We start from the raw sequence: 23260 nt of genomic DNA, 5'->3' as shown, positions 1-23260 counted from the left end.
ATCTTTTGACTCTCATAAAAAAACCGGCCGAAGCCGGTTTTTTTGTGCCTGCGGTCTTAGAACGAAGCGTTCTGCAGACCGTCCAGGTAACGCTCGGTGTCCAGTGCCGCCATGCAGCCGGCACCGGCCGAAGTGATGGCCTGACGGTAAACGTGGTCTGCGACGTCGCCGGCAGCGAAGATGCCTTCGACGCTGGTGGCAGTGGCGTTGCCATCACGACCGCCCTGCACCACCAGGTATCCGTCTTTGAGAGTCAACTGGCCTTCGAACAGCGAAGTGTTCGGAGTATGGCCGATGGCGATAAACACGCCGTCGACCTTGATTTCGTCGAAGCTGCCATCGTTGTTTTTCAGGCGCGCACCGGTCACACCCATGTTGTCGCCCAGCACTTCGTCGAGGTTGGCGTTCAGCTTGAGGATGATCTTGCCTTCGGCCACACGGGCGTTGAGCTTGTCGATCAGGATCTTCTCGGCGCGGAAGGTTTCGCGACGGTGGATCAGGGTCACGGTGCTGGCGATGTTGGCCAGGTACAGTGCTTCCTCTACTGCGGTGTTGCCGCCGCCGACCACAGCCACTGGCTTGTTGCGGTAGAAGAAACCGTCGCAGGTCGCGCAGGCGGAAACACCTTTGCCCATGAACGCCTCTTCCGACGGCAAGCCCAGGTAACGAGCGCTGGCACCCGTGGCGATAATCAGGGCGTCGCAGGTGTAGGTCGCGCTGTCGCCAGTCAGGGTGTACGGCTTGACGGCGAAGTCCACGGCGTTGATGTGATCGAAAACGATCTCGGTTTCAAACCGCTCGGCGTGCTCGCGCATGCGCTCCATCAGCGCCGGACCGGTCAAGCCGTGCACGTCGCCCGGCCAGTTATCGACTTCAGTGGTGGTGGTCAGCTGACCGCCAGCCTGCATGCCGGTGATCAGCAGTGGCTTGAGGTTGGCACGGGCGGCGTAGACCGCAGCGCTGTAACCGGCAGGGCCGGAACCGAGAATAATCACTCGCGAATGACGGACTTCAGACATGACCTGCTCCTGTTGACCGGGCCGAAACACTGGCGCGGAACGCCGGACTGCCGGCGGGAATAAAAAAGGACTGTGGATAACCTTGGGGAAGGCATGAGCTCGACAGTCCTGTAAAAAGTTGGGTGCAGCGTATCGAGGGGGGCAAGATTAAGGAAATACGGTTTAACAATCCAGCTCATAGGTGGTCTCTATGCGCAGACTCCGACCGGATCGACGTCTTTGTTACAGTGAATGTCGATCGCTCTGCCGCGCTTTCGCACCGGTTGCAAAGTCGGTAAGGTCGGCGCGTTTTCCCTTGCTCGGAGCACCTTATGCCCGCCCCTGTTCTGTCCGGCCCGCAATACCTGCGCGAAGGCCTCAAACTGGTTCTCAGCCCGGGCCTGCGCCTGTTCGTGCTGCTGCCACTGGCGATCAACCTGGTGCTGTTCGTCGGATTGATCTATCTGGCCGGCCATCAGTTCAGCCTGTGGGTCGACAACTTGATGCCGTCGCTGCCCGACTGGCTGAGTTTTCTCAGTTACATCCTGTGGCCGCTGTTCGTGGTGCTGGTGGCATTGATGGTGTTTTTCACCTTCACCATGCTCGCCAACGTGATCGCGGCGCCGTTCAACGGCTTCCTCGCGGAGAAGGTCGAAGTGGTGGTACGCGGCACCGATGATTTCCCGGCCTTCAGCTGGGGCGAACTGATCGCGATGATTCCGCGCACCCTGGCCCGGGAAATGCGCAAGCTCGGCTACTTCCTGCCCCGGGCGATCGGCCTGTTCATCCTCTCGTTCATCCCGGTGGTCAATATCGTCGCCGCGCCGCTGTGGCTGCTGTTCGGCGTGTGGATGATGGCGATCCAGTACATCGACTACCCGGCGGACAACCACAAACTGGGCTGGAACGAGATGCTCGCCTGGCTGCGCCAGAAGCGCTGGCAGAGCATGAGTTTTGGCGGGATCGTCTATCTGGTGCTGCTGATTCCGGTGGTGAATATTCTGATGATGCCGGCCGCTGTTGCGGGCGCGACCTTGTTCTGGGTACGTGAGCGCGGCGCGGAGAACCTTGTCGCACAGCGCTGAGCCGCTCACAGACCGCCAGTCACAAATCCATCATCCGAACGTCACAAGCACGACATGGCCTCAGCCGACACTGAGGTCATGACGACAGCTCTGCATATCACTCTGATCAGCGAAACCTTCCCACCGGAAATCAACGGGGTGGCCAATACCCTTGGCCGCTTGTGCGATGGCTTGCGCGCGCGTGGGCATCAGGTGGAACTGGTGCGACCGCGCCAGGCGGGCGATCCGCAGCGCGTCGATGACGATGCCTTGCTGTTGTGCCGAGGCTGGCCGTTGCCAGGTTATCCGGGGTTGCAGTGGGGCCAGTCGTCGATGCACAAGCTGCTGCGGCGCTGGCAGCGTCATCGCCCGGACGTGCTGTACATCGCCACAGAAGGTCCACTCGGCCTGTCGGCGCTGCGGGCGGCGCGGCGCCTGGGGATCTCGGTGGTCAGTGGTTTTCATACCAATTTCCAGCAGTACACCCATCAGTACGGGCTGGGTCTGCTGACGCGCTTGCTGACCCATTATCTGCGCTGGTTCCACAATCGCTCGGCAATGACCCTGGTGCCGAGCGTCAGTCAGCGTCTGGAACTGGAGCGCCGGCACTTCGACCGCCTCGCCCTGCTCTCCCGAGGCGTGGACAGCCAGTTGTTTCACCCAGCCAGGCGCCTCAACGATCTGCGTGAGCAATGGGGCCTGAGCGAGCAGGACATCGCGGTGATTCACGTAGGACGTCTGGCCACGGAGAAGAACCTGGGCCTGCTCAAGCGCTGCTTCGATAAACTCCGCAGCACTTATCCACAGCGAAACCTGAAGCTGATTGTGGTCGGCGATGGACCGCAACGGCTTGCGCTGGAAAGGGAACTGCCTGAGGCGATTTTCTGTGGTGCACAGCGCGGCGAAGCGCTGGCGGCGCACTATGCCTCGGGGGATATTTTTCTGTTCCCGAGCATGACCGAAACCTTCGGCAATGTGGTGCTTGAAGCACTGGCTTCAGGTCTGGGGGTGGTGGCGTACGATCAGGCAGCGGCGGCGCAGCATATTCGCCACGGCTACAACGGTGTGCTGGCGATGCCGGGTGATGAAGAGGCGTTTTGCGATGCGGCGGCTTGGCTGCTGGAAGAAGATGAGCGATTGCGCTGCGTGCGCCTGAATGCGCGCCAGCATGCCAGTCGCCAGGGGTGGGCGGCGATCATCGAGCAATTTGAAAAGCATTTGCGTGGGGCGTGTCTGCGGGAGCAGGTGTTGCCGAATGCGCAGACATTGCCTTAGATCTTTGCTGATTTTGAGCCGCCATCGCTGGCAAGCCAGCTCCCACAAGGGCCTGCGGTGAACACAATTTTTGTGAACACCCGCAATACCTGTGGGAGCTGGCTTGCCAGCGATAGCATCAGTTTGAGCGCCGCTTAAACCAGCGTCATCAACGCCTCACGGCTGAACGGCAGAATGTCCTGCTCACGCCCTTCACGGACTTTCAGCGCCCAGTCCGGATCCACCAGCAGCGCACGGCCCACCGCCACCAGATCGAACTCGTCGTTGTTCAGACGCTCCAGCAGTTTTTCCAGACTGGCCGGTTGTGCGACCTTGTCGGTGTTGACCATGAACTGCAGGAACTCGCCGTCCAGGCCGACGCTGCCAACGGTAATGGTCGGCTTGCCGGTCAGCTTGCGTGTCCAGCCGGCCAGGTTCAGCTCGGAACCGTCGAACTCGGGCTCCCAGAAACGCCGCGTCGAGCAGTGGAAAATATCCACACCGGCGTCGGCCAGCGGCTTGAGGAATTCGCCCAGCGCCTCGGGCGTTTGTACCAGACGCGCGGTGTAATCCTGCTGCTTCCACTGCGAGAAACGGAAGATGATCGGGAAGCCTTCGCCGACGGCGGCGCGCACCGCTTGAATCAATTCGATGGCGAAACGCGAGCGGTTGGCCAGGCTGCCGCCGTATTCGTCGCTGCGCTGATTGCTGCCTTCCCAGAAGAACTGGTCGATCAGGTAACCGTGGGCACCATGGATTTCCACGCCGTCCATGCCGATGCTTTTGGCGTCTTTGGCAGCTTGGGCGAATGCGGCGATCACGTCTTGAATGTCCTGCTTGGTCATGCCGTGCACCACGACCTGACCGTCCTTGAGCTTTTCCGTCGGGCCGTAACCCGGCACGCTGGCGTCCGGCTCGGTGCCGATACGGCGCACGCTGCCGACATGCCACAGTTGCGGAACAATCTTGCCGCCCTCGGCATGCACCGCGTCGACCACTTTTTTCCAGCCGGCCAGTGGCGCTTCACCGAAGAACTGCGGCACGTTCGGATAACCGTTGGAGGCCTTGTGACCGACCGTGGTGCCTTCGGTGATGATCAGACCGACACCGGCCGCGGCGCGGCGACGGTAGTACTCGATCACTTTGGAGTTGGGCACGCCACCCGGGGAAAACGAGCGGGTCATTGGCGCCATGACCACGCGGGTCGGCAGTTCGAGGGCACCGAGGTGGAACGGTTTGAACAGGGCTTGCACCGGCATTGGAAGGCTCCACAGGGAATGACTTTATGACGGCGATAATATGGAGAGTCGCAAGCCTTGAACAGCATTATTGATTTGAGTGATCAAGGATCAAAAGACACAAAGCAAAGATCGCAGTCTGCGGCAGCGCCTGCAACGGTCAGTGCAGAAACGAAAAAATCGCAGCTTCGACAGTCCTTGTAGGAGCTGCCGCAGGCTGCGATCTTTCGCTCTGACTATTTCAGCCCAACGCTTTTTCAATCGCGTGAACGATGGTCGGATCATCCGGCGCCGTACGCGGCGAAAACCGCGCCAGCACCCGGCCGTCCTTGCCAAGCAGAAATTTCTCGAAGTTCCAGGTGATATCACCCGGAAACTCCGCACCCTCGCCCGCCAGCAAACGGTACAGTTGATGGCGCTCGTGACCATTGACTTCGAGCTTGCTCGACAACGGAAATGTCACTCCGTAGTTGAGGCTGCAGAACTCTTGAATTTCCTGTTCGCTACCGGGTTCCTGGCCGGCAAACTGGTTGCACGGCAGGCCCAGCACAGTGAAGCCTTTGTCTTTGAATTGCTGATAGAGGTTTTCCAGTGCCGCGTACTGTGGAGTCAAGCCGCATTTGGAGGCGACGTTGACCACCAGCACGACTTGGCCCTTGAACGGCGCCAGCGGTAGCTCCTGACCATCCAGGGCTGTCAACTTAAGGTCGTGAAAAGCACTCATGACGTACTCCAGGATTCCCGTGTTCTACTCGAAACAGCCACTTGGCGAGGCCACCAAGGACAGCCGCGGACTAAAAAGGCGCCCGCAGGCGCCTCTCCAGTACTCGAAGCTTAGCGCAGAAAATCAGTGGTGATGGCCACCTTCGCCATGGACGTGACCATGCGCGACTTCTTCCTGGCTGGCGTCACGGACAGCAACGACCTTCACTTTGAAGTTCAGGCGCTGACCGGCCAGTGGGTGGTTACCGTCAACGGTGACATCGTCGCCGTCCAGGTCACGGATGGTCACGATCTGCATCTGGCCGTCCGGCGCCGAAGCGTGGAACTGCATGCCGACTTCCAGCTCGTCAACGCCTTCGAACATGCTGCGGCTCAGGGTGCTGACCAGTTCGGCAGCGTATTCGCCGTAAGCGTCTTCCGGCTCAACGGACACTTCCAGCTCGTCACCAACAGCCTTGCCTTCCAGCGCTTTTTCCAGGCCCGGGATGATGTTGCCTGCGCCTTGCAGGTAGACCAGCGGAGCGCCGCCGGCGGAGCTGTCGATGACCTCACCAGCGTCGTTGGTCAGGGTATAGTCGATAGAGACAGCCTTGTTGGCGGCGATCAGCATGGGGCGAAACCTTTTGTATAAGAATATAGAAAGACCCAGTTTAGCGAAGCAATCGCGCGAAAGCGAACACAACCCGGACAAACGGGAATCAACGATCACCGGCTTCCATCAGGACGAGGAGGGTCACTGGGTGGCCGAGCTATCCTGTGGCCACACCCAGCACGTGCGTCATCAGCCGCCCTGGCAATCGCGCGCGTGGATCCTTGACCCGGCACAACGTGTTGAAAAAATAGGCCAACCCTTTACCTGCGGTTGGTGCGCACAAGGCTCGGTTAGCGATAACCTTGGCGACTGAATTTCGGTAGGCGGTCACATATAGATCGCCACCCTTGCCATGCACCCTCAGAGAATCCGCATGCAAACTTTTTTTATCGCACCCACCGATTTTGGCGTGGGTCTGACCTCCATCAGCCTGGGGCTGGTGCGTACCCTGGAGCGGGCCGGACTGAAAGTCGGCTTCTTCAAACCGATTGCCCAGCCGCATCCCGGCGACACCGGCCCCGAGCGTTCAACCGAACTGGTGGCGCGCACCCACGGCCTGAAACCGCCGCAACCATTGGGCCTGGCCCACGTCGAGCGAATGCTCGGCGACGGTCAGCTCGATGAGCTGCTCGAAGAAATCATCGCCCTGTATCAGCAAGCGGCTGTCGGCAAGGACGTGCTGGTGGTCGAAGGCATGGTGCCGACCCGCAGCGCCAGCTACGCCGCGCGGGTCAATTTGCACCTGGCCAAAAGCCTGGATGCCGAGGTGATTCTGGTGTCGGCTCCGGAAAACGAAGTGCTCGCCGAACTCTCCGGCCGCGTGGAATTGCAGGCGCAACTGTTCGGCGGTCCGAAAGATCCGAAAGTCCTCGGCGTGATCCTCAACAAGGTCAAAACCGAGGAGAGCATGGAGGCCTTCGCCACGCGGCTGAAGGAGCATTCGCCGTTGCTGCGCAGCGGTGACTTCCGCCTGCTCGGCTGCATTCCGTTCCAGCCCGAACTCAACGCCCCACGTACCCGCGACGTTGCCGACCTGATGGGCGCACAGGTACTCAATGCCGGCGATTATGAAACCCGGCGCATGACCAAAATCATTATCTGCGCGCGCACCATGCGCAACACCGTAGAACTGCTCAAGCCCGGCGTGCTGGTGGTAACCCCGGGCGATCGCGACGACATCATTCTTGCGGTCAGTCTTGCGGCGCTCAACGGCGTGCCATTGGCCGGGCTGTTGCTGACCAGTGACACCCTGCCCGATCCACGCATCATGGACTTGTGCCGTGGCGCGTTGCAGGCCGGTCTGCCGGTATTGTCGGTGAGCACCGGCTCCTACGACACCGCCAACCTGCTCAATGGCCTGAACAAGGAAATCCCCATTGATGACCGCGAGCGCGCGGAGATCATCACCGACTTCGTCGCCAGCCATCTCGACGCCAAGTGGTTGCACCAGCGCTGCGGCACCCCGCGGGAAATGCGCCTGTCGCCAGCGGTATTCCGCTATCAACTGATTCAACGGGCGCAGTCGGCAAACAAGCGCATCGTCCTGCCCGAAGGCAGCGAGCCGCTCACCGTGCAGGCGGCGGCGATCTGTCAGGAGCGCGGCATCGCCCGTTGCGTGTTGCTGGCCAAACCGGCGGACGTTGAAGCCGTGGCCCGCGCGCAAGGCATCGAGCTGCCGCCGGGGCTGGAGATTCTCGATCCGGACCTGATCCGCGAGCGCTATATCGAGCCAATGGTCGCCCTGCGCAAAAGCAAAAGCCTCAACGCGCCGATGGCCGAACAGCAACTGGAAGACACCGTGGTCATTGGCACCATGATGCTTGCGCTGGATGAAGTCGATGGTCTGGTGTCGGGCGTGATCAACACCACCGCCAACACCATCCGCCCGGCGCTGCAACTGATCAAGACCGCGCCAGGCTGCACGCTGGTGTCTTCGGTGTTCTTCATGCTGTTCCCCGAAGAAGTGCTGGTCTACGGCGACTGCGTGATGAATCCGCACCCAAGCGCAACTGAGCTGGCCGAGATCGCCCTGCAAAGCGCCGACTCGGCAGCGGCCTTCGGCATCACCCCGCGCGTGGCGATGATCAGTTACTCCAGCGGCGAGTCGGCCAGCGGCGAAGAAGTCGAGAAAGTCCGCGAAGCCACCCTGCTCGCCCACGAGCAACAGCACTCGCTGCTGATCGACGGGCCGCTGCAATACGACGCCGCTGCCAACGCCGATGTGGCCCGGCAACTGGCGCCCAACAGCCAGGTGGCCGGCCGCGCCACGGTGTTCGTGTTCCCCGACCTGAACACCGGCAACACCACCCACAAAGCCGTGCAGCGCAGCGCCGACTGCGTCAGCCTCGGCCCGATGCTGCAAGGCCTGCGCAAACCGGTGAACGACCTGCCGCGCGGCGCGCAGGTCGACGACATCGTCTACACCATCGCCCTGACCGCGATTCAAGCCGCCAACCGACCTATGGATGTGTAAATGCTGGACTTCCTGCCCGCCCCGATTCGCGGCGTGATCGCCGCACTGCTGTTGGCGCTCAATACGATTCTGCTGTGCTCGTTTCTGTTCTGTGTGGCGCTGATCAAAGTGCTGCCCTTCGACCTCGCCCGCCGCGCCTCGCTGTGGCTGATGAGCCACACCCACGAAGCCTGGATCAGTAACAACAAGGGCTGGATGAACCTGGTACGCCGCACCCGCTGGCACATCAGCGGCTTGCAAGGCCTGGATTACAAACATTCGTATTTGATCACCAGCAACCACCAGAGCTGGGTCGACATTCTGGTGCTGCAATACGTGCTCAACCGGCGCATCCAGCCGCTGAAATTCTTCCTCAAGCAGGAGCTGATCTGGGTCCCGGTGATTGGCCTGGCGTGGTGGGCGCTGGGCTTCCCGTTCATGAAACGCTACTCCAAGGCCTATCTGGAAAAACACCCGGAGAAGAAAGGCAAAGACCTGGAAACCACGCGCAAGACCTGCGCGAAGTTTCGCGACAACCCGGTGGGGATTTTCAACTTCGTCGAAGGCACACGCTTCACCGAAGGCAAGCACGCGCAGCAGCAATCACCGTTCAAATACCTGCTCAAGCCCAAGGCTGGCGGCATCGCCTTTGTGCTGGATGCGATGGGTGAGCAGCTTGAGTCGATCGTCAACGTGACCATTCACTACCCGGGCGGGCGTCCGGGGTTCTGGGACCTGCTGTGCGGCAACGTGCGCGACGTGGTAGTGCACTTTGAAGAACTGAAAATCCCGCCGGCCTTCATCGGCAAGAACTACGACCAGGACGGCGAATACCGTCTGCAGTTTCAGGGCTGGATCAATCAGCTGTGGCAGGACAAGGATGCGCTGCTGGAGCAGATGCACTGCGAATTCCCGAACCGGCACTAACCTTGTGGAAGCCAGCCTGTTGGCGATGGCCGAGATCAGCAAGCGTCATTGGTGAATGACACACCGCCATCGCTGGCAGGCCAGCTCCCACAGTTGGATTGGGTGCGTTCAGTTAGGGATTGGTCGGCTGGCAGGCCGCCTTCGCTGGCAAGCCAGCTCCCACAATTGGGTTGGGTGTGTTCAGTTAGGTATCGGTCGGCTGGTAGGCCAGCTCCCACAAAATCAAGATCAAAAGATCGCAGCCTGCGGCAGCTCCTACAGGGAAGATAATACAACCCGCACGCGGCGCATGCCGCCCCACTCCAGGATGAGCGCAAGCTCGGCTGCAGCTCTTGATCTTGATCCACGGGCGACGTCGGAAGGCTGAGCGGAGGGATTGATCCGGGGGTGGGAGCGCAGCGACCGTTTGGCGCAGCCAAACACAGCGAGAGGAGGTGCAGCGAAGCAAACCGTAGGCGCTGCCCCCGGATCAATCCCGCAGCGAAGGGACCCCGAGCCCCAGCGAGCGGGCCGAACGCAGGAGCAAGCCTTTTGGGTTACCTTTTCGGCGTTTGGAAAAGGTGACTCGCCGTAAGGGCGAAACCCTAAGCAGCCGTTACCGCAGCAACGGATATGTACTCAATCAACAAGAGCATGGTCGGCCCAAAGGCCGCCATCGCCGAAAACCAAATCGCCCCCAATAAAAAAGCCCGCCGATGATCACTCATCCGCGGGCCTTTCATTTCCGGCAAACGCTTAAATCGCGCCACGCTTGCGCAGCAGATCCAACACCTGCTTGACGCTCTCTTCCAGCGACAGCGACTGCGTGTCGATCACCAGATCAGCATTCAGCGGCACGTCATACGGGAACGACTCACCCGGAATATTATCGCCACCCGCAGCATACAAGCCCTGCGGATCACGCTCGGCACACACCGCCGGCGAAGCCTGCACATAAACCGTCAGCAGACGATCCTTGCCGATCAGCTCCCTGGCCTGCTCGCGACCTTCAGCACTCGGCGCAACAAACGCCGCCAGGGTCAACAGACCGGCTTCGTTGAACTGACGCGCCACATGTGCGGCACGACGCCAGTTCTCGGTACGACCGGCACGATCCTGCGGCAGACCTTTGTTCAGGTCGTGACGCAGATTCTGACCATCCAGCACAAACACCGCACGGCCCATGTCGAACAACTTGCGCTCGACCGCATAGGCCAGCGTGCTCTTGCCCGCGCCCGACAGGCCGCTGAACAGCACGGTCGCCGGTTGCTGGCCAAAGCGCTGGGCACGTTCTTCGGTAGCAACGTGAGCCAGTTTGCCGTGGTGGGTGGCCGTGCCGTGGCTCAGTGGCTGAGCGACGATCATGCCGGCGCCAACGGTGCCGTTGGTCAGACGATCGATAACGATGAACGCACCGGTGGTGCGGTTGCTGTCGTAACCGTCGAGGGCGATCGGCGCGTCGAGCGCGACCTTCACCTTGCCGATTTCATTGAGCTGCAACGCGCTCGCCGGACCTTCTTCGAGGGTGTTGACGTCGACCTTGTTGACGATGCTGGCAATCGAGCCGGGCACGTAACTGGTGGCGCGCTTGATGTCGTATTTCTTGCCCGGCAACATCGGCTCTTCAGCCATCCACACCAGCATCGCTTCGAAGCTGTCGGTGACCGGCGGCACGTTGTCGGCATGCACCAGCAAGTCGCCACGGGAGATGTCGATTTCGTCTTCCATGGTCAGCGTCACCGCTTGACCTGGACCGGCCTGCTCCAGTTCACCTTCGAAGGTGACGATGGATTTGACGCGGCTGCTCTTGCCCGACGGCAGAACCACCACTTCGTCGCCCTTGTGCACGATGCCGCTGGCGAGGGTGCCGGCGAAGCCGCGGAAGTTCAGGTTCGGACGGTTGACGTATTGCACCGGGAAACGCAGATCGGTGAAGTTGCGATCGCCCGACACCTCCACGGTCTCGAGAATTTCCATCAGCGACTGGCCGGTGTACCACGGCGAGCGCTCGGACTTGTTCACCACGTTGTCGCCCTTGAGAGCAGACATCGGCACGAAGTGCATGCTGGTCGGCTTCATCTTCAAGCCTTCGGCGAACTTCAGGTAGTCGGCCTTGATCGACTCGAACACACCTTCATCAAAGTCTTTCAGGTCCATCTTGTTGATGGCGACGACGATGTGCTTGATGCCCAGCAACGAGGCGATGAAGCTGTGGCGACGGGTCTGGGTCTGCACGCCGTAACGCGCGTCGACCAGGATGATCGCCAGGTCACAGGTGGATGCACCGGTGGCCATGTTGCGGGTGTACTGCTCATGGCCGGGGGTGTCGGCGATGATGAACTTGCGCTTGGCGGTGGAGAAGTAGCGGTAGGCGACATCGATGGTGATGCCCTGCTCACGCTCGGCCTGCAGGCCGTCGACCAGCAACGCCAGGTCGATGTCGTCACCGGTGGTGCCGACTTTCTTCGAATCGCGGGTAATGGCTTCCAGATGATCTTCGTAGATCATCTTGGAGTCGTGCAGCAGGCGCCCGATCAGGGTACTTTTGCCGTCGTCGACGTTACCGCAGGTCAAAAAGCGCAGCAGCTCTTTACGTTCGTGCTGGCCCAGGTAGGCGAGGATGTCCTCGCTGATCAAATCAGATGCGTGCGACATGACAACCCCTTAGAAATAGCCTTGACGTTTTTTATCTTCCATCGAGCCGGCGCCATCGTGGTCGATGACCCGGCCCTGGCGCTCGGAAGTTCGCGTCAGGAGCATTTCCTGAATGATGTCCGTGAGGCTTTCGGCCTCGGACTCCACCGCGCCCGTCAACGGGTAGCAGCCAAGGGTACGGAAACGCACTTTCTTTTTGACGATACGCGCCTTGTCCTCGTCGGACAGATGCTCAAGGATGCGCTCGTCGTCGATCATGATCAGCGTGCCGTTCTTCTCGATCACTTCGCGTTCGGCGGCGAAGTACAGCGGCACGATCGGGATGCCTTCGAGGTAGATGTACTGCCAGATGTCCAGTTCGGTCCAGTTCGACAACGGGAATACGCGAATGGATTCGCCCTTGTTGACCTTGCCGTTGTAGACGTTCCACAGCTCCGGACGCTGATTCTTCGGGTCCCAGCGGTGCTTGCTGTCGCGGAACGAATACACGCGCTCCTTGGCGCGGGACTTCTCTTCATCACGACGGGCACCACCGAACGCGGCGTCGAAACCATGCTTGTCGAGTGCCTGCTTCAGGCCCTCGGTCTTCATGATGTCGGTGTGCTTGGCGCTGCCATGGGTGAACGGGTTGATGTTCTGCGCCACGCCATCGGGGTTGATGTGGGTGATCAGATCCAGGCCCAGCTCTTCGACCATCTTGTCGCGGAACTTGTACATCTCCTGGAATTTCCAGCGAGTGTCGACGTGCATCACCGGAAACGGCAGTTTGCCCGGGAAGAACGCCTTGCGTGCCAGGTGCAGCATCACGGCGGAGTCTTTACCGATGGAGTACAGCATCACCGGGTTGTCGAACTCGGCGGCCACCTCGCGGATGATGTGGATGCTTTCCGCCTCCAGCTGTTTCAGATGCGTCAGTTTGTCGACCATGGCTACTCACGAAAGCTTTCTTATGAACGGCCAGCGGGCCGTGTTCGAGCGGGGAATCCTAGCACAGCGCCCTCTTCTAATCAGGACGCCAACTAGATCGAAAGGGCATATGAATATGCCCACCGGTTTGCCCCACTAACCCTGTAGGACAGCATTTCAGATCAGGCTCGCCGGGAGTCGTCAGATCGGGTTCGGGCAGTCGATGAAGATGTGTTCCAGAGCAAAACGTTTTGCCAGGTAGTCGCCCAGCGCCTGCACTCCATAGCGCTCGGTGGCATGGTGGCCGGCGGCGATGAAGCTGATGTCGTTTTCCCGGGCGCTGTGGAAGGTCTGCTCGGAGGCTTCGCCACTGAGGAACAGATCAACGCCCGCCGCCACGCCCTGATCGATATAGCCCTGCCCGCCACCGGTGCACCAGCCGACCCGGCGAATCATCGCACTGCCTTCGACCAGCAGTGGCTCGCGCCCCATGACATCCTGAACCTTGCGCGCGAAATCACGCGGGGTCATGGGCTCGTTCAACGAGCCGACCAGCCCGACGATCTTCAGGTTGTCCGGGTCCAACGGCCCTTCGACGGTGATGTCCAGTTGACGCGCCAACTGCACGTTGTTGCCGACCTCCGGGTGCAGGTCCAGTGGCAGGTGATAAGCGAGCAGACTGATGTCGTGCTTGAGCAGGGTCTTCAGGCGGCGCTGCTTCATGCCGGTGATGCACGGGTTTTCGCCTTTCCAGAAATAGCCGTGATGCACGAGTATCAGATCGGCTTCGGCTTCCACTGCAGCATCGAGCAAGGCCTGACTGGCGGTGACGCCACTGACAATGCGCATCACCTGCGGACGCCCCTCCACCTGCAGGCCATTGGGGCAATAATCGGCGATTTTCGCACTGCCGAGGTAACGGTCGGCTTCTTCGACCAGGGTGCTGAGGGCGACGGCCATGAAAGACTCCTAAATATCCCGTTCAGAGGCGCGCGCGGCCTCGTATAATGCGCGACATTATCGGCGGTCTGCCCCCGCCTGCAACTTTTCCAGGACGTGCTTAATGCTCAAGGCGCTGCGTTTTTTTGGCTGGCCGCTGTTGGCCGGCGTGCTTATCGCTCTGTTGATTATTCAGCGTTACCCGCAGTGGGTCGGGCTTCCGAGCCTCGACGTCAACCTGCAACAGGCCCCGCAAACCACCAGTGTGCAGCAGGGCCCGGTGTCCTATGCCGACGCGGTGACCATCGCCGCACCGTCGGTGGTCAACCTCTACACCACCAAAGTCATCAACAAACCGGCGCACCCGCTGTTTGAGGATCCGCAGTTCCGGCGCTTCTTCGGTGACAACTCGCCGAAGCAGAAACGCATGGAATCGAGCCTCGGTTCCGGCGTGATCATGAGCCCGGAAGGCTACATCCTGACCAACAACCACGTAACCACCGGCGCCGATCAGATCGTGGTGGCACTCAAGGATGGGCGCGAAACCCTCGCCCGCGTCATCGGCAGCGACCCGGAAACCGACCTCGCGGTGCTGAAGATTGACCTGAAAAACCTCCCGGCGATCACCGTCGGCCGCTCCGACAACATCCGTATCGGCGACGTCGCGCTGGCCATCGGCAACCCGTTCGGCGTCGGCCAGACCGTGACCATGGGCATCATCAGCGCCACCGGGCGCAACCAGTTGGGCCTGAACAACTACGAAGACTTCATCCAGACCGACGCGGCGATCAACCCGGGCAACTCCGGCGGCGCACTGGTCGATGCCAACGGCAACCTCACCGGCATCAACACCGCGATCTTCTCCAAGTCCGGCGGCTCGCAGGGCATCGGTTTTGCGATCCCGGTGAAACTGGCGATGGAAGTGATGAAGTCGATCATCGAGCACGGTCAGGTGATTCGTGGCTGGCTCGGTATTGAAGTGCAGCCGCTGACTCAGGAGCTGGCCGAGTCGTTTGGCCTGTCCGGGCGTCCGGGAATTGTCGTGGCGGGAATCTTCCGCGATGGCCCGGCACAGAAGGCCGGCCTGCAGCTGGGTGACGTGATTCTGAGTATCGACGGCGAACCGGCGGGTGATGGCCGCAAGTCAATGAACCAGGTGGCGCGGATCAAACCGACCGACAAGGTCACGATTCAAGTGATGCGCAATGGCAAGGAGCTGAAGCTGACCGCGGAAATCGGCCTGCGTCCACCGCCGGCGCCGGTCAAGGAAGAAGAGTAAACACCAACCCAAAAACACTGTGGGAGCGAGCTTGCTCGCGAAGAGGCCGGCACATTCAACATCGTTATTGAATGGCCAAGCGCTTTCGCGAGCAGGCTCGCTCCCACAGGTTCAGCGGCGGTTTAGAGGTCGCCGAGGCCGTCGATCAGCGCCTGATTCTGCTCCGGCGTACCGATCGAAATCCGCAGGAACTGGGCAATCCGCTCCTGCTTGAAGTGACGCACGATCACGCCCTGCTCGCGCAGCCTGGCCGCCAGCCCTGCCGCATCGTGTTGCGGGTGACGGGCAAAGATGAAGTTCGCCGCCGACGGCAGCACTTCGAAACCCTTGGCCTGCAACTGCGCAATGACCCACTCGCGACTTTCGATGACCAGACGGCACGTCTTGTCGAAGTACTCGCGATCCTCGAACGCGGCCGCCGCCCCGACAATCGCCAGACGATCCAGCGGATAGGAGTTGAAGCTGTTCTTGATGCGCTCCAGCGCTTCGATCAGATCCGGATGACCCACCGCCAGGCCGACGCGCAGTCCGGCCAGCGAGCGCGACTTGGACAGGGTCTGGGTCACCAGCAGGTTCGGATAACGATCCACCAGGCTGATCGCGGTTTCGCCGCCGAAGTCGATGTACGCTTCATCCACCACGACCACCGAATCCGGGCTGGCCTTGAGGATCTGCTCGACCGCCTCCAGCGCCAACAGGCAACCGGTGGGTGCGTTCGGGTTGGGGAAAATGATCCCGCCGTTGGGTTTGGCGTAGTCCGCCGGGTTGATCTGGAACTGTGCGTCCAGCGGCACGGCGTCGAACTGGATGCCGTACAGACCGCAATACACCGGATAGAAGCTGTAGCTGATGTCCGGAAACAGCAGCGGCTGCTCGTGTTGCAGCAGACCGTGGAAGATGTGCGCAAGCACTTCGTCCGAACCGTTGCCGAGGAACACCTGATTGCTCTGCACGCCGTAGTAGTGGGCGACGGCGGTTTTCAGCAGATCGCTGTTCGGGTCCGGGTACAGGCGCAGATTGTCGTTGAGTTCGGTCTGCATCGCCGCCAGGGCTTTGGGCGACGGGCCATACGGATTTTCGTTGGTGTTGAGCTTGACCAGTCTGGTCAGCTTCGGCTGTTCGCCCGGCACATAGGGCACCAGATCCTTGACGAACGGGCTCCAGAATTTACTCATGTTCAATTCCCCTTCACTTCGTCTTTGATGCGGTATTCGGCACTGCGGGCGTGCGCGCTCAGGGATTCGCCACGGGCCAGCACGGACGCGGTCTTGCCCAGCTCGGAAGCGCCGGCCTCGGAGCAGAAGATGATCGACGAACGTTTCTGGAAGTCGTACACGCCCAGCGGTGAAGAGAAACGCGCGGTGCCGGAGGTTGGCAGCACGTGGTTCGGGCCGGCGCAGTAATCACCCAGCGCTTCCGAGGTGTGGCGGCCCATGAAGATCGCGCCGGCGTGGCGAATCTGCGGCAGCCAGGCTTGCGGGTCAGCCACCGACAATTCGAGGTGTTCCGGGGCGATGCGGTTGGCGACTTCGATCGCCTGCGCCATGTCCTTCACGTGAATCAACGCACCACGGCCATTGATCGAGGTTTCGATGATGGTTGCGCGGTCCATGGTCGGCAGCAGTTTGTCGATGCTCGCCGCGACCTTGTCGAGGAACTCGGCGTCGGGACTGACCAGAATCGCCTGCGCGTCTTCGTCGTGCTCGGCCTGGGAGAACAGGTCCATGGCGATCCAGTCCGGATCGGTCTGGCCGTCGCACACTACGAGAATTTCCGAAGGGCCGGCGATCATGTCGATGCCGACCTGACCGAATACGTGGCGTTTGGCGGTGGCGACATAGATGTTGCCCGGGCCGACCACTTTGTCCACCTGCGGCACGCTTTCGGTGCCGTAAGCCAGTGCGGCAACCGCTTGTGCGCCGCCAATGGTGAACACCCGGTCAACGCCGGCAATGCACGCCGCCGCCAGCACCAGCTCATTGATTTCACCGCGCGGGGTCGGCACCACCATGACCACTTCGGCCACGCCGGCAACCTTGGCCGGAATCGCGTTCATCAACACCGACGACGGGTATGACGCCTTGCCGCCCGGCACGTACAGGCCAGCGCGATCCAGCGGCGTAACCTTCTGCCCGAGCACGGTGCCGTCGGCCTCGGTGTAACTCCAGGAGTCCTGTTTCTGTTTTTCGTGGTAGCTGCGCACCCGCGCCGCGGCTTTTTCCAGCGCTTCGCGCTGTGCCACGGTGATGCGAGTCAGGGCCAGCTCCAGACGCTCGCGCGGCAGGATCAGGTCAGCCATCGAGGCGACTTCGAGACCGTCGAATTTCTGGGTGAACTCGACCAGCGCGGCGTCACCGCGTTCGCGCACCGCCTTGATGATGTCCAGCACGCGCTGATTGACCGAGTCGTCAGACACACTTTCCCAGCTCAGCAGATGATCCAGATGATGCGCGAAATCCGGGTCAGCAGCGTTGAGTCGGCGAATTGCAGTCGGTGCGGTCATAGCGAGAGCCTCATAGGAATGGCAAAAACTCAGGCGCCCTAACTTAGCAGTCGTTTCCGCTTGGGCACCTGAGATTCTGGCTATGAGGCGGATAGACGGGCGCGACTCAAGGTCGCGCAGGTACATCAGCCGCGGTGTCGCGATTCCACTGCCGTGCGCAGGGTATCGATCAACGCCTGGATTCGGGCGTGTTGCATCTTCATCGAAGCCTTGTTGACCACCAGGCGCGAGCTGATCGTGGCGATCAGTTCCTGAGGTTCCAGGCCGTTGGCGCGCAGTGTGTTGCCGGTGTCGACCACGTCGATGATCTTGTCGGCCAGACCGATCAGCGGCGCCAGCTCCATCGAGCCGTAGAGCTTGATGATGTCGACCTGACGGCCCTGCTCGGCGTAGTAGCGCTTGGCAACGTTGACGAACTTGGTCGCCACGCGCAAACGGCCCTTGGGCTCGGCTGCGCCGATCTTGCCGGCCGTCATCAGCTTGCACTGGGCAATCTGCAGATCCAGCGGCTCGTAGAGGCCCTGGCCGGTGTATTCCATCAGCACGTCTTTACCGGCGACGCCGAGGTCGGCCGCGCCATGCTCGACATAGGTCGGCACGTCGGTGGCACGCACGATCAACAGACGTACGTCATCCTGAGTGGTGGGGATGATCAGTTTGCGGCTCTTGTCCGGATTCTCGGTCGGCACGATGCCGGCTTCGGCGAGAAGCGGCAGGGTGTCGTCAAGGATGCGGCCCTTGGACAGTGCGATGGTCAACATGGGAAACGTCAGTCCTTATCAAGGTACTCATGTCCGGTCGCAATCGGCGCCGGACACACATCGAGCCGGATACCGGCTCGACTCGAAACAAATTCAGTGGACACCTCCCTGTGCCCAGTGCAGCGACTAGCCCGGAACGCGACGGATCTTGGCGCCCAGCATCTGCAGTTTTTCTTCGATGCACTCGTAACCACGGTCGATGTGGTAGATGCGGTCGATCAGGGTATCGCCTTCGGCCACCAGGGCCGAGATGACCAGACTCGCCGAAGCACGCAGGTCGGTGGCCATCACTGGCGCGCCCTTCAGCACTTCAGTACCGGTGACGATCGCAGTGTTGCCTTCGACCTGGATTTTGGCGCCCATGCGGTGCAGTTCGTACACGTGCATGAAACGGTTTTCGAAGATCGTCTCGATTACCGCACCGGTGCCTTCGGCAATGGCGTTGAGCGAGATGAACTGCGCCTGCATGTCGGTCGGGAACGCCGGGTACGGCGCTGTGCGCACGTTGACCGCTTTCGGGCGCTTGCCATGCATGTTCAGCTCGATCCAGTCGTCACCGCTGGTGACTTCAGCGCCGGCTTCACGGAGCTTTTCCAGAACGGCTTCGAGGATGGTCGGATCGGTGTCCTTGACCTTCACACGGCCACCGGTGACCGCAGCGGCCACCAGGTAGGTGCCGGTTTCGATACGGTCAGGCATGACCTTGTAGAAACACGAGCCCAGGCGCTCGACGCCATCGATGGTGATGGTGTCGGTACCAGCGCCGGAAACCTTGGCGCCCATGGCGTTGAGGAAGTTCGCCAGGTCAACCACTTCCGGCTCGCGCGCAGCGTTCTGCAGCACGCTGCGACCCTTGGCGAGGGCTGCAGCCATCATGATGTTTTCGGTACCGGTCACACTGACGGTATCGAAGAAGAAGCTTGCGCCGCGCAGGCCGCCTTCAGGCGCCTTGGCCTTGATGTAGCCGCCTTCGACGTCAATCACCGCGCCCATGGCTTCGAGACCACGGATGTGCAGGTCAACCGGGCGCGAACCGATGGCGCAACCGCCAGGCAGGGCGACTTCGGCTTCACCGAAACGGGCAACCATCGGCCCCAGAACCAGGATCGAGGCACGCATGGTTTTCACCAGTTCGTACGGCGCGATCAGGGTCTTGATGGTGCGTGGGTCGATTTCAACGCTGAGTTTCTCGTCGATCACAGGCTCGATGCCCATGCGACCGAACAGCTCGATCATGGTGGTGATGTCGTGCAGGTGCGGCAGGTTGCCAACGGTCACCGGGCCATCGCACAGCAGGGTGGCGGCCAGAATCGGCAGGGCGGAGTTCTTCGCCCCGGAGATACGGATTTCGCCATCAAGACGAACGCCACCGGTAATAATCAATTTATCCATAAGAATCTCGACGCCCTAGGGCTCAGGTGCGCTCGGCCCAGGCCGCGCTGCTGAAAAATTTCATAGTGACCGCGTGGATGCTGCCATCAGCGATCCAAGGGTTCAAATGGGCATAGATGCTTTGCTGACGCTTGACCGGGCTCAACGCCGCCAGTTCATCACTAATCACGTTCAGCTGGAAGTTGCAGCCTTCGCCTTCAACTTCCACCTGCGTTCCTGGCAGCTTTCCTTCAAGGAAGCTCTTCACTTCTACGGCCTGCATGCTCAACCTCAATCGGCGCCCTGTGCGCACGGGTCGGACATCATACAAAAAAGCCCCGCGCCTGCGAACCCCGCATTGGCAGGACTCTGACGGGGGGCTTGTTTGTCGATGCGGGTTCAGGGGTGCGCCAGCAACTCGGTCAGTTCGCTGACCTGAGCGATTTCGCGCATGTCTTCCGGCATCGCGCGGATGCTGACAGCCTTGCCGGCCGCCCGGGCATCGCGCATGAAGCACAGCAGCAAGGACAAGCCGACGCTGCTGGACTTCTTCACTGCCGAACAATCAATCACCAGCGATGCCGCCCTGCTGGACTTGATCAGCGCCTGGCCTTCCTTGCGCAGGTCGGGGCCTGTGCGATAGTCCAGCACTCCGCTGAGCAATAGCTCGTCGACATCACTCATACGAACTGCCGCCTCATTCATTGCGCTGGCTTCTCGGCAGCTTTCTCGGTGGTTTCCTTGGCCTTGGCCACTTCGCCAGCCCAATTGTTGATGGTCTTGTCCAGATCGTTGCCATTGCGCTGCATCGCATCCGCGAACTGATCACGGAACAGCTTGCCGATGTTGATGCCGTTGATGATCACGTTGCGCAGCTTCCACTCGCCGTTGATCTTCTCCAGCGTGTACTGCACCGGATAGATCGCGCCGTTGCTGCCCTTGACGGTCATGCCGACGCTGGTGCGATCGCCCGATTCATCCTTGGCCGGATCAACCGTGATGCCCTGATTGTTGTATTCGAGCAAGGCATTGCCGTAGAACTGGAACAGGCCTTTCTTGAAGTTTTCCTGGAAGGTCTGCATCTGCGCAGGCGTGGCCTTGCGCGAATACTTGACCGTCATGATGCTCTTGGAAATGCCCTCGGCATCCACTACCGGGCCGACGATGTTGTTCAACGCGGCATAGAAATCAGCCGGATCCTGCTTGTATTTCGCTTTATTGGCCGACAAGTCGGCCAGCATCCGGTTCGTGGTGTCCTGAACCAGATCGTGCGCCGATTGCCCGGGCGCAGCGTTAGCCAGCAGTGGCAGTGTCGCGAGCAACACCAACAGGCCACGTCGCAAGGTAGAGATCATTCAAAAGCTCCTCATTTGGCGTCTTTGCTAACGGTATTGAGCAGGAATTTACCGATCAGGTCTTCCAGTACCAGAGACGACTGCGTGTCGTGGATGGTTCCACCATCCTTCAGACGAGTGTCCTCCCCACCCACGCTGATGCCGATGTACTTCTCGCCCAACAGGCCAGCGGTCAGGATAGACGCTGTGGAGTCGGTCGGCAGGTTGTCGACCTTTTTATCCACTTGCAGGGTGACCCGACCGGTGAAGCTGTCGCGATCCAGATCGATGGCCGTGACCTTGCCGATGGTTACACCGGCCATGGTCACTTTGGCTCTGACCGTCAAACCGGCGATATTGTCGAAGTAGGCATACAGCTTATAGGTGTCGGTGGTCGATGTCGGAGACAGGCCACTGACCCGCAGCGCCAGCAGCAACAAGGCCAGGATCCCTGCCAGCAGGAACAGGCCGACACCGATTTCCAGGGTGCGGTTTTGCATCAGAAATCTCCAAACATCAAAGCGGTCAGAATAAAGTCCAGGCCGAGCACTGCCAGCGAGGCAAACACCACGGTCTTGGTGGTAGCACGACTGATCCCCTCGGAAGTGGGCTCACAGTCATAGCCTTGGAATACGGCAATCCAGGTCACTACAAAGGCAAAAACAATACTTTTGATCACGCCGTTGAGCACGTCACTGGTGAAATTCACGCTGTTCTGCATGTTCGCCCAATAAGAGCCTTCATACACACCCAGCCAGTCGACAGCCACCCACGAACCACCCCAGATGCCGACCACGCTGAAAATCATCGCCAGCACCGGCAGGGAAATGAAACCGGCCCACAGGCGCGGAGCAATGATGTACTTGAGCGGGTCGACGCCGATCATTTCCAGGCTGGAAAGCTGTTCGGTGGACTTCATGTTGCCGATTTCGGCCGTCAGCGCCGAACCGGCACGCCCGGCAAACAGCAGCGCCGTCACCACCGGACCCAATTCACGCAGCAAAGTCAGGGCGACCATCTGCCCCACTGCCTGCTCCGAACCGTAGCTCGACAGAATACTGAAGCCCTGCAGCGCCAGCACCATGCCGATGAAAATCCCGGAGACGACGATGATCACCAGCGACATCACGCCAACCGAATGCAGTTGCTTGACCAGCAGACCAAAACCGCCGCTGATGCCGCCACGACCGAGCAGGGCGTGAAACAGGAACAGGGTCGCGCGGCCAAACACCGCCACGGCGTCGATCGCCGTCTCGCCGAAGCGGCGGACGCGTTCTATCAATGAAATTCTGCGCATCAGCGCTTCCCCAGAAGATCTGCGCGGTAATCCGTCGCTGGAAAATGGTACGGCACCGGGCCATCGGGGTTGCCGGTCATGAACTGGCGAATACGCGGTTCATCCGAGTTCATCAATTCGTCCGGCGTGCCCTGTCCCAGCACCTGACCATCACCCACGACATAGATGTAGTCAGCGATGCTCGCGGTTTCGGCCAGGTCGTGGGAAACCACAATGCTGGTAATGCCCAGCGCATCGTTGAGCAGACGGATCAGACGCACCAGCACGCCCATGGCGATCGGATCCTGACCAACGAAAGGCTCGTCATACATGAGAATCTGCGGATCGAGCGCGATCGCCCGCGCCAGCGCCACGCGACGTTTCATGCCGCCCGACAGCTCGTCCGGCATCAACTCGATCGCGCCGCGCAGTCCAACCGCCTGCAATTTGAGCAGGACGATGTCGCGGATCATCTCGTCCGGTAATTGGGTATGAACCCGCAGGGGGAAAGCGACGTTCTCGAAGACATCGAGATCGGTGAACAGCGCGCCACTCTGAAACAGCACGCCCATGTGCTTTCGCGCATCGAACAGATCACTGCGCGACAGCGACGGCAGGTTCTGACCGTTGACCCAGACTTCCCCGCTGGAGGGACGTAATTGCGCGCCCATCAATCGCAGCAGCGTGGTCTTGCCACACCCGGAAGGCCCCATGATGCCGGTAACCTTGCCGCGCGGGATGCGAATATCGACGTTATTGAAAATGCTGCGCGCACCGCGCTTGAAGGAGACTCCCTTCAGCTCGACCGCGTAGGCGTTATCGGCACTCATCTAAACTCCTTGCGATGCAGCCTCTCACTCGGACGCCTGGCTTTCCGCAGAAAGCACATACCTCCCGGGCAGGCCGAACTGGCGGCGAACTATATCACTGCAAACGCCAAGCGCCCAAGGCCCATGCCCTTCCGCGTTCAACGATATGACAGGCCCGATGGCACTTTTTCAGGGTTTTG

Annotated in this window: 23 protein-coding genes; 6 read left to right on the top strand and 17 right to left on the bottom strand. The window is 60.6% G+C overall.

The window, feature by feature from the left end; translation table 11 throughout:
* Window positions 1–56 precede the first annotated feature (56 nt).
* Window positions 57–1019 carry a thioredoxin-disulfide reductase gene (trxB, locus tag GTQ41_RS04485; protein ID WP_047291749.1) on the bottom strand — a complete coding sequence of 321 codons (963 nt, stop codon included), beginning with the start codon at window positions 1017–1019 and terminating at the stop codon, window positions 57–59.
* 311 nt (window positions 1020–1330) lie between these two features.
* Here trxB and cysZ point away from each other — a divergent pair, with 311 nt between their 5' ends.
* Window positions 1331–2083, top strand: a complete 753-nt coding sequence (gene cysZ, locus GTQ41_RS04480; RefSeq protein WP_047291747.1) for a sulfate transporter CysZ — start codon at window positions 1331–1333, stop codon at window positions 2081–2083.
* A gap of 54 nt (window positions 2084–2137) precedes the next feature.
* Entirely contained in the window at window positions 2138–3337 is a 1200-nt protein-coding gene (locus GTQ41_RS04475) for a glycosyltransferase family 1 protein (RefSeq protein WP_047291745.1), read from the top strand.
* A gap of 134 nt (window positions 3338–3471) precedes the next feature.
* Here GTQ41_RS04475 and GTQ41_RS04470 read toward each other — a convergent pair whose 3' ends face one another.
* From GTQ41_RS04470 to GTQ41_RS04460, 3 genes are all read right to left on the bottom strand, one after another.
* Window positions 3472–4575: an NADH:flavin oxidoreductase gene (locus GTQ41_RS04470; protein ID WP_047291742.1), complete on the bottom strand. Its 1104-nt coding sequence runs from the start codon at window positions 4573–4575 to the stop codon at window positions 3472–3474.
* A gap of 220 nt (window positions 4576–4795) precedes the next feature.
* Entirely contained in the window at window positions 4796–5278 is a 483-nt protein-coding gene (locus GTQ41_RS04465) for a glutathione peroxidase (protein WP_047291740.1), read from the bottom strand.
* A gap of 123 nt (window positions 5279–5401) precedes the next feature.
* On the bottom strand, window positions 5402–5887 hold the full coding sequence (locus GTQ41_RS04460; protein WP_003221719.1) for a peptidylprolyl isomerase: 486 nt from the start codon (window positions 5885–5887) through the stop codon (window positions 5402–5404).
* Between GTQ41_RS04460 and GTQ41_RS04455 the strand changes: the two genes are divergently transcribed.
* From GTQ41_RS04455 to GTQ41_RS04445, 3 genes are read left to right on the top strand one after another with little or no spacing between them, the layout of a single operon-like run.
* Window positions 5886–6182, top strand: coding sequence for a DUF3565 domain-containing protein (locus GTQ41_RS04455; protein ID WP_182403876.1), 297 nt, complete (start codon window positions 5886–5888; stop codon window positions 6180–6182). The two genes, GTQ41_RS04460 and GTQ41_RS04455, sit on opposite strands and share 2 nt — an antisense overlap.
* Window positions 6183–6242: 60 nt before the next feature.
* The gene (gene pta, locus GTQ41_RS04450; protein ID WP_047291738.1) at window positions 6243–8342 is read left to right on the top strand and encodes a phosphate acetyltransferase; all 2100 of its coding nucleotides are present in this window, start codon (window positions 6243–6245) and stop codon (window positions 8340–8342) included.
* A complete protein-coding gene (locus tag GTQ41_RS04445; protein ID WP_047291737.1) occupies window positions 8343–9248 on the top strand; it encodes an acyltransferase in 906 nt (301 codons plus the stop codon). It abuts the gene before it with no gap.
* A gap of 735 nt (window positions 9249–9983) precedes the next feature.
* Here GTQ41_RS04445 and cysN read toward each other — a convergent pair.
* The 3 genes from cysN to GTQ41_RS04430 form a co-directional block, all read right to left on the bottom strand.
* Window positions 9984–11882 carry a sulfate adenylyltransferase subunit CysN gene (gene cysN, locus GTQ41_RS04440; RefSeq protein WP_047291331.1) on the bottom strand — a complete coding sequence of 633 codons (1899 nt, stop codon included), beginning with the start codon at window positions 11880–11882 and terminating at the stop codon, window positions 9984–9986.
* A 9-nt stretch (window positions 11883–11891) separates the two neighbouring features.
* Entirely contained in the window at window positions 11892–12809 is a 918-nt protein-coding gene (gene cysD, locus GTQ41_RS04435; protein ID WP_007912374.1) for a sulfate adenylyltransferase subunit CysD, read from the bottom strand.
* A 180-nt stretch (window positions 12810–12989) separates the two neighbouring features.
* Window positions 12990–13748 carry a Nif3-like dinuclear metal center hexameric protein gene (locus GTQ41_RS04430; protein WP_047291328.1) on the bottom strand — a complete coding sequence of 253 codons (759 nt, stop codon included), beginning with the start codon at window positions 13746–13748 and terminating at the stop codon, window positions 12990–12992.
* Between the two features lie 103 nt (window positions 13749–13851).
* On the opposite strand from GTQ41_RS04430, the gene algW reads away from it, so the two are divergent.
* Window positions 13852–15006, top strand: coding sequence for a Do family serine endopeptidase AlgW (algW, locus tag GTQ41_RS04425; protein ID WP_041072868.1), 1155 nt, complete (start codon window positions 13852–13854; stop codon window positions 15004–15006).
* A 122-nt stretch (window positions 15007–15128) separates the two neighbouring features.
* Here algW and hisC read toward each other — a convergent pair whose 3' ends face one another.
* From hisC to GTQ41_RS04375, 10 genes are all read right to left on the bottom strand, one after another.
* Window positions 15129–16181, bottom strand: coding sequence for a histidinol-phosphate transaminase (gene hisC / locus GTQ41_RS04420; protein WP_047291326.1), 1053 nt, complete (start codon window positions 16179–16181; stop codon window positions 15129–15131).
* Between the two features lie 2 nt (window positions 16182–16183).
* Entirely contained in the window at window positions 16184–17509 is a 1326-nt protein-coding gene (gene hisD / locus GTQ41_RS04415; protein WP_047291324.1) for a histidinol dehydrogenase, read from the bottom strand.
* A 125-nt stretch (window positions 17510–17634) separates the two neighbouring features.
* Window positions 17635–18270, bottom strand: coding sequence for an ATP phosphoribosyltransferase (hisG, locus tag GTQ41_RS04410; RefSeq protein WP_041072861.1), 636 nt, complete (start codon window positions 18268–18270; stop codon window positions 17635–17637).
* Between the two features lie 126 nt (window positions 18271–18396).
* Entirely contained in the window at window positions 18397–19662 is a 1266-nt protein-coding gene (gene murA / locus GTQ41_RS04405; protein ID WP_047291321.1) for a UDP-N-acetylglucosamine 1-carboxyvinyltransferase, read from the bottom strand.
* A gap of 22 nt (window positions 19663–19684) precedes the next feature.
* Window positions 19685–19924, bottom strand: coding sequence for a BolA family protein (locus GTQ41_RS04400; protein WP_007953556.1), 240 nt, complete (start codon window positions 19922–19924; stop codon window positions 19685–19687).
* Window positions 19925–20040: 116 nt separating this feature from the next.
* Complete coding sequence (locus GTQ41_RS04395; protein ID WP_047291318.1) at window positions 20041–20346, bottom strand: lipid asymmetry maintenance protein MlaB; 306 nt, start codon at window positions 20344–20346, stop codon at window positions 20041–20043.
* Window positions 20343–20996 carry a phospholipid-binding protein MlaC gene (locus tag GTQ41_RS04390; protein ID WP_041072855.1) on the bottom strand — a complete coding sequence of 218 codons (654 nt, stop codon included), beginning with the start codon at window positions 20994–20996 and terminating at the stop codon, window positions 20343–20345. The genes GTQ41_RS04395 and GTQ41_RS04390 overlap by 4 nt, the downstream gene beginning before the upstream one ends.
* 11 nt (window positions 20997–21007) lie before the next feature.
* Window positions 21008–21475 carry an outer membrane lipid asymmetry maintenance protein MlaD gene (gene mlaD, locus GTQ41_RS04385; protein WP_007967220.1) on the bottom strand — a complete coding sequence of 156 codons (468 nt, stop codon included), beginning with the start codon at window positions 21473–21475 and terminating at the stop codon, window positions 21008–21010.
* The gene (gene mlaE, locus GTQ41_RS04380; RefSeq protein WP_025109452.1) at window positions 21475–22272 is read right to left on the bottom strand and encodes a lipid asymmetry maintenance ABC transporter permease subunit MlaE; all 798 of its coding nucleotides are present in this window, start codon (window positions 22270–22272) and stop codon (window positions 21475–21477) included. Before mlaE ends, mlaD begins: the two co-directional genes overlap by 1 nt.
* The gene (locus tag GTQ41_RS04375; RefSeq protein WP_047291316.1) at window positions 22272–23081 is read right to left on the bottom strand and encodes an ATP-binding cassette domain-containing protein; all 810 of its coding nucleotides are present in this window, start codon (window positions 23079–23081) and stop codon (window positions 22272–22274) included. Before GTQ41_RS04375 ends, mlaE begins: the two co-directional genes overlap by 1 nt.
* Between the last annotated feature and the right edge of the window lie 179 nt (window positions 23082–23260).

It is taken from the genome of Pseudomonas sp. AN-B15 (genome assembly GCF_019056475.1).
GTDB classification, from domain to species: domain Bacteria; phylum Pseudomonadota; class Gammaproteobacteria; order Pseudomonadales; family Pseudomonadaceae; genus Aquipseudomonas; species Aquipseudomonas parakoreensis.
This window is presented reverse-complemented; position numbering and strand designations above follow the sequence as displayed.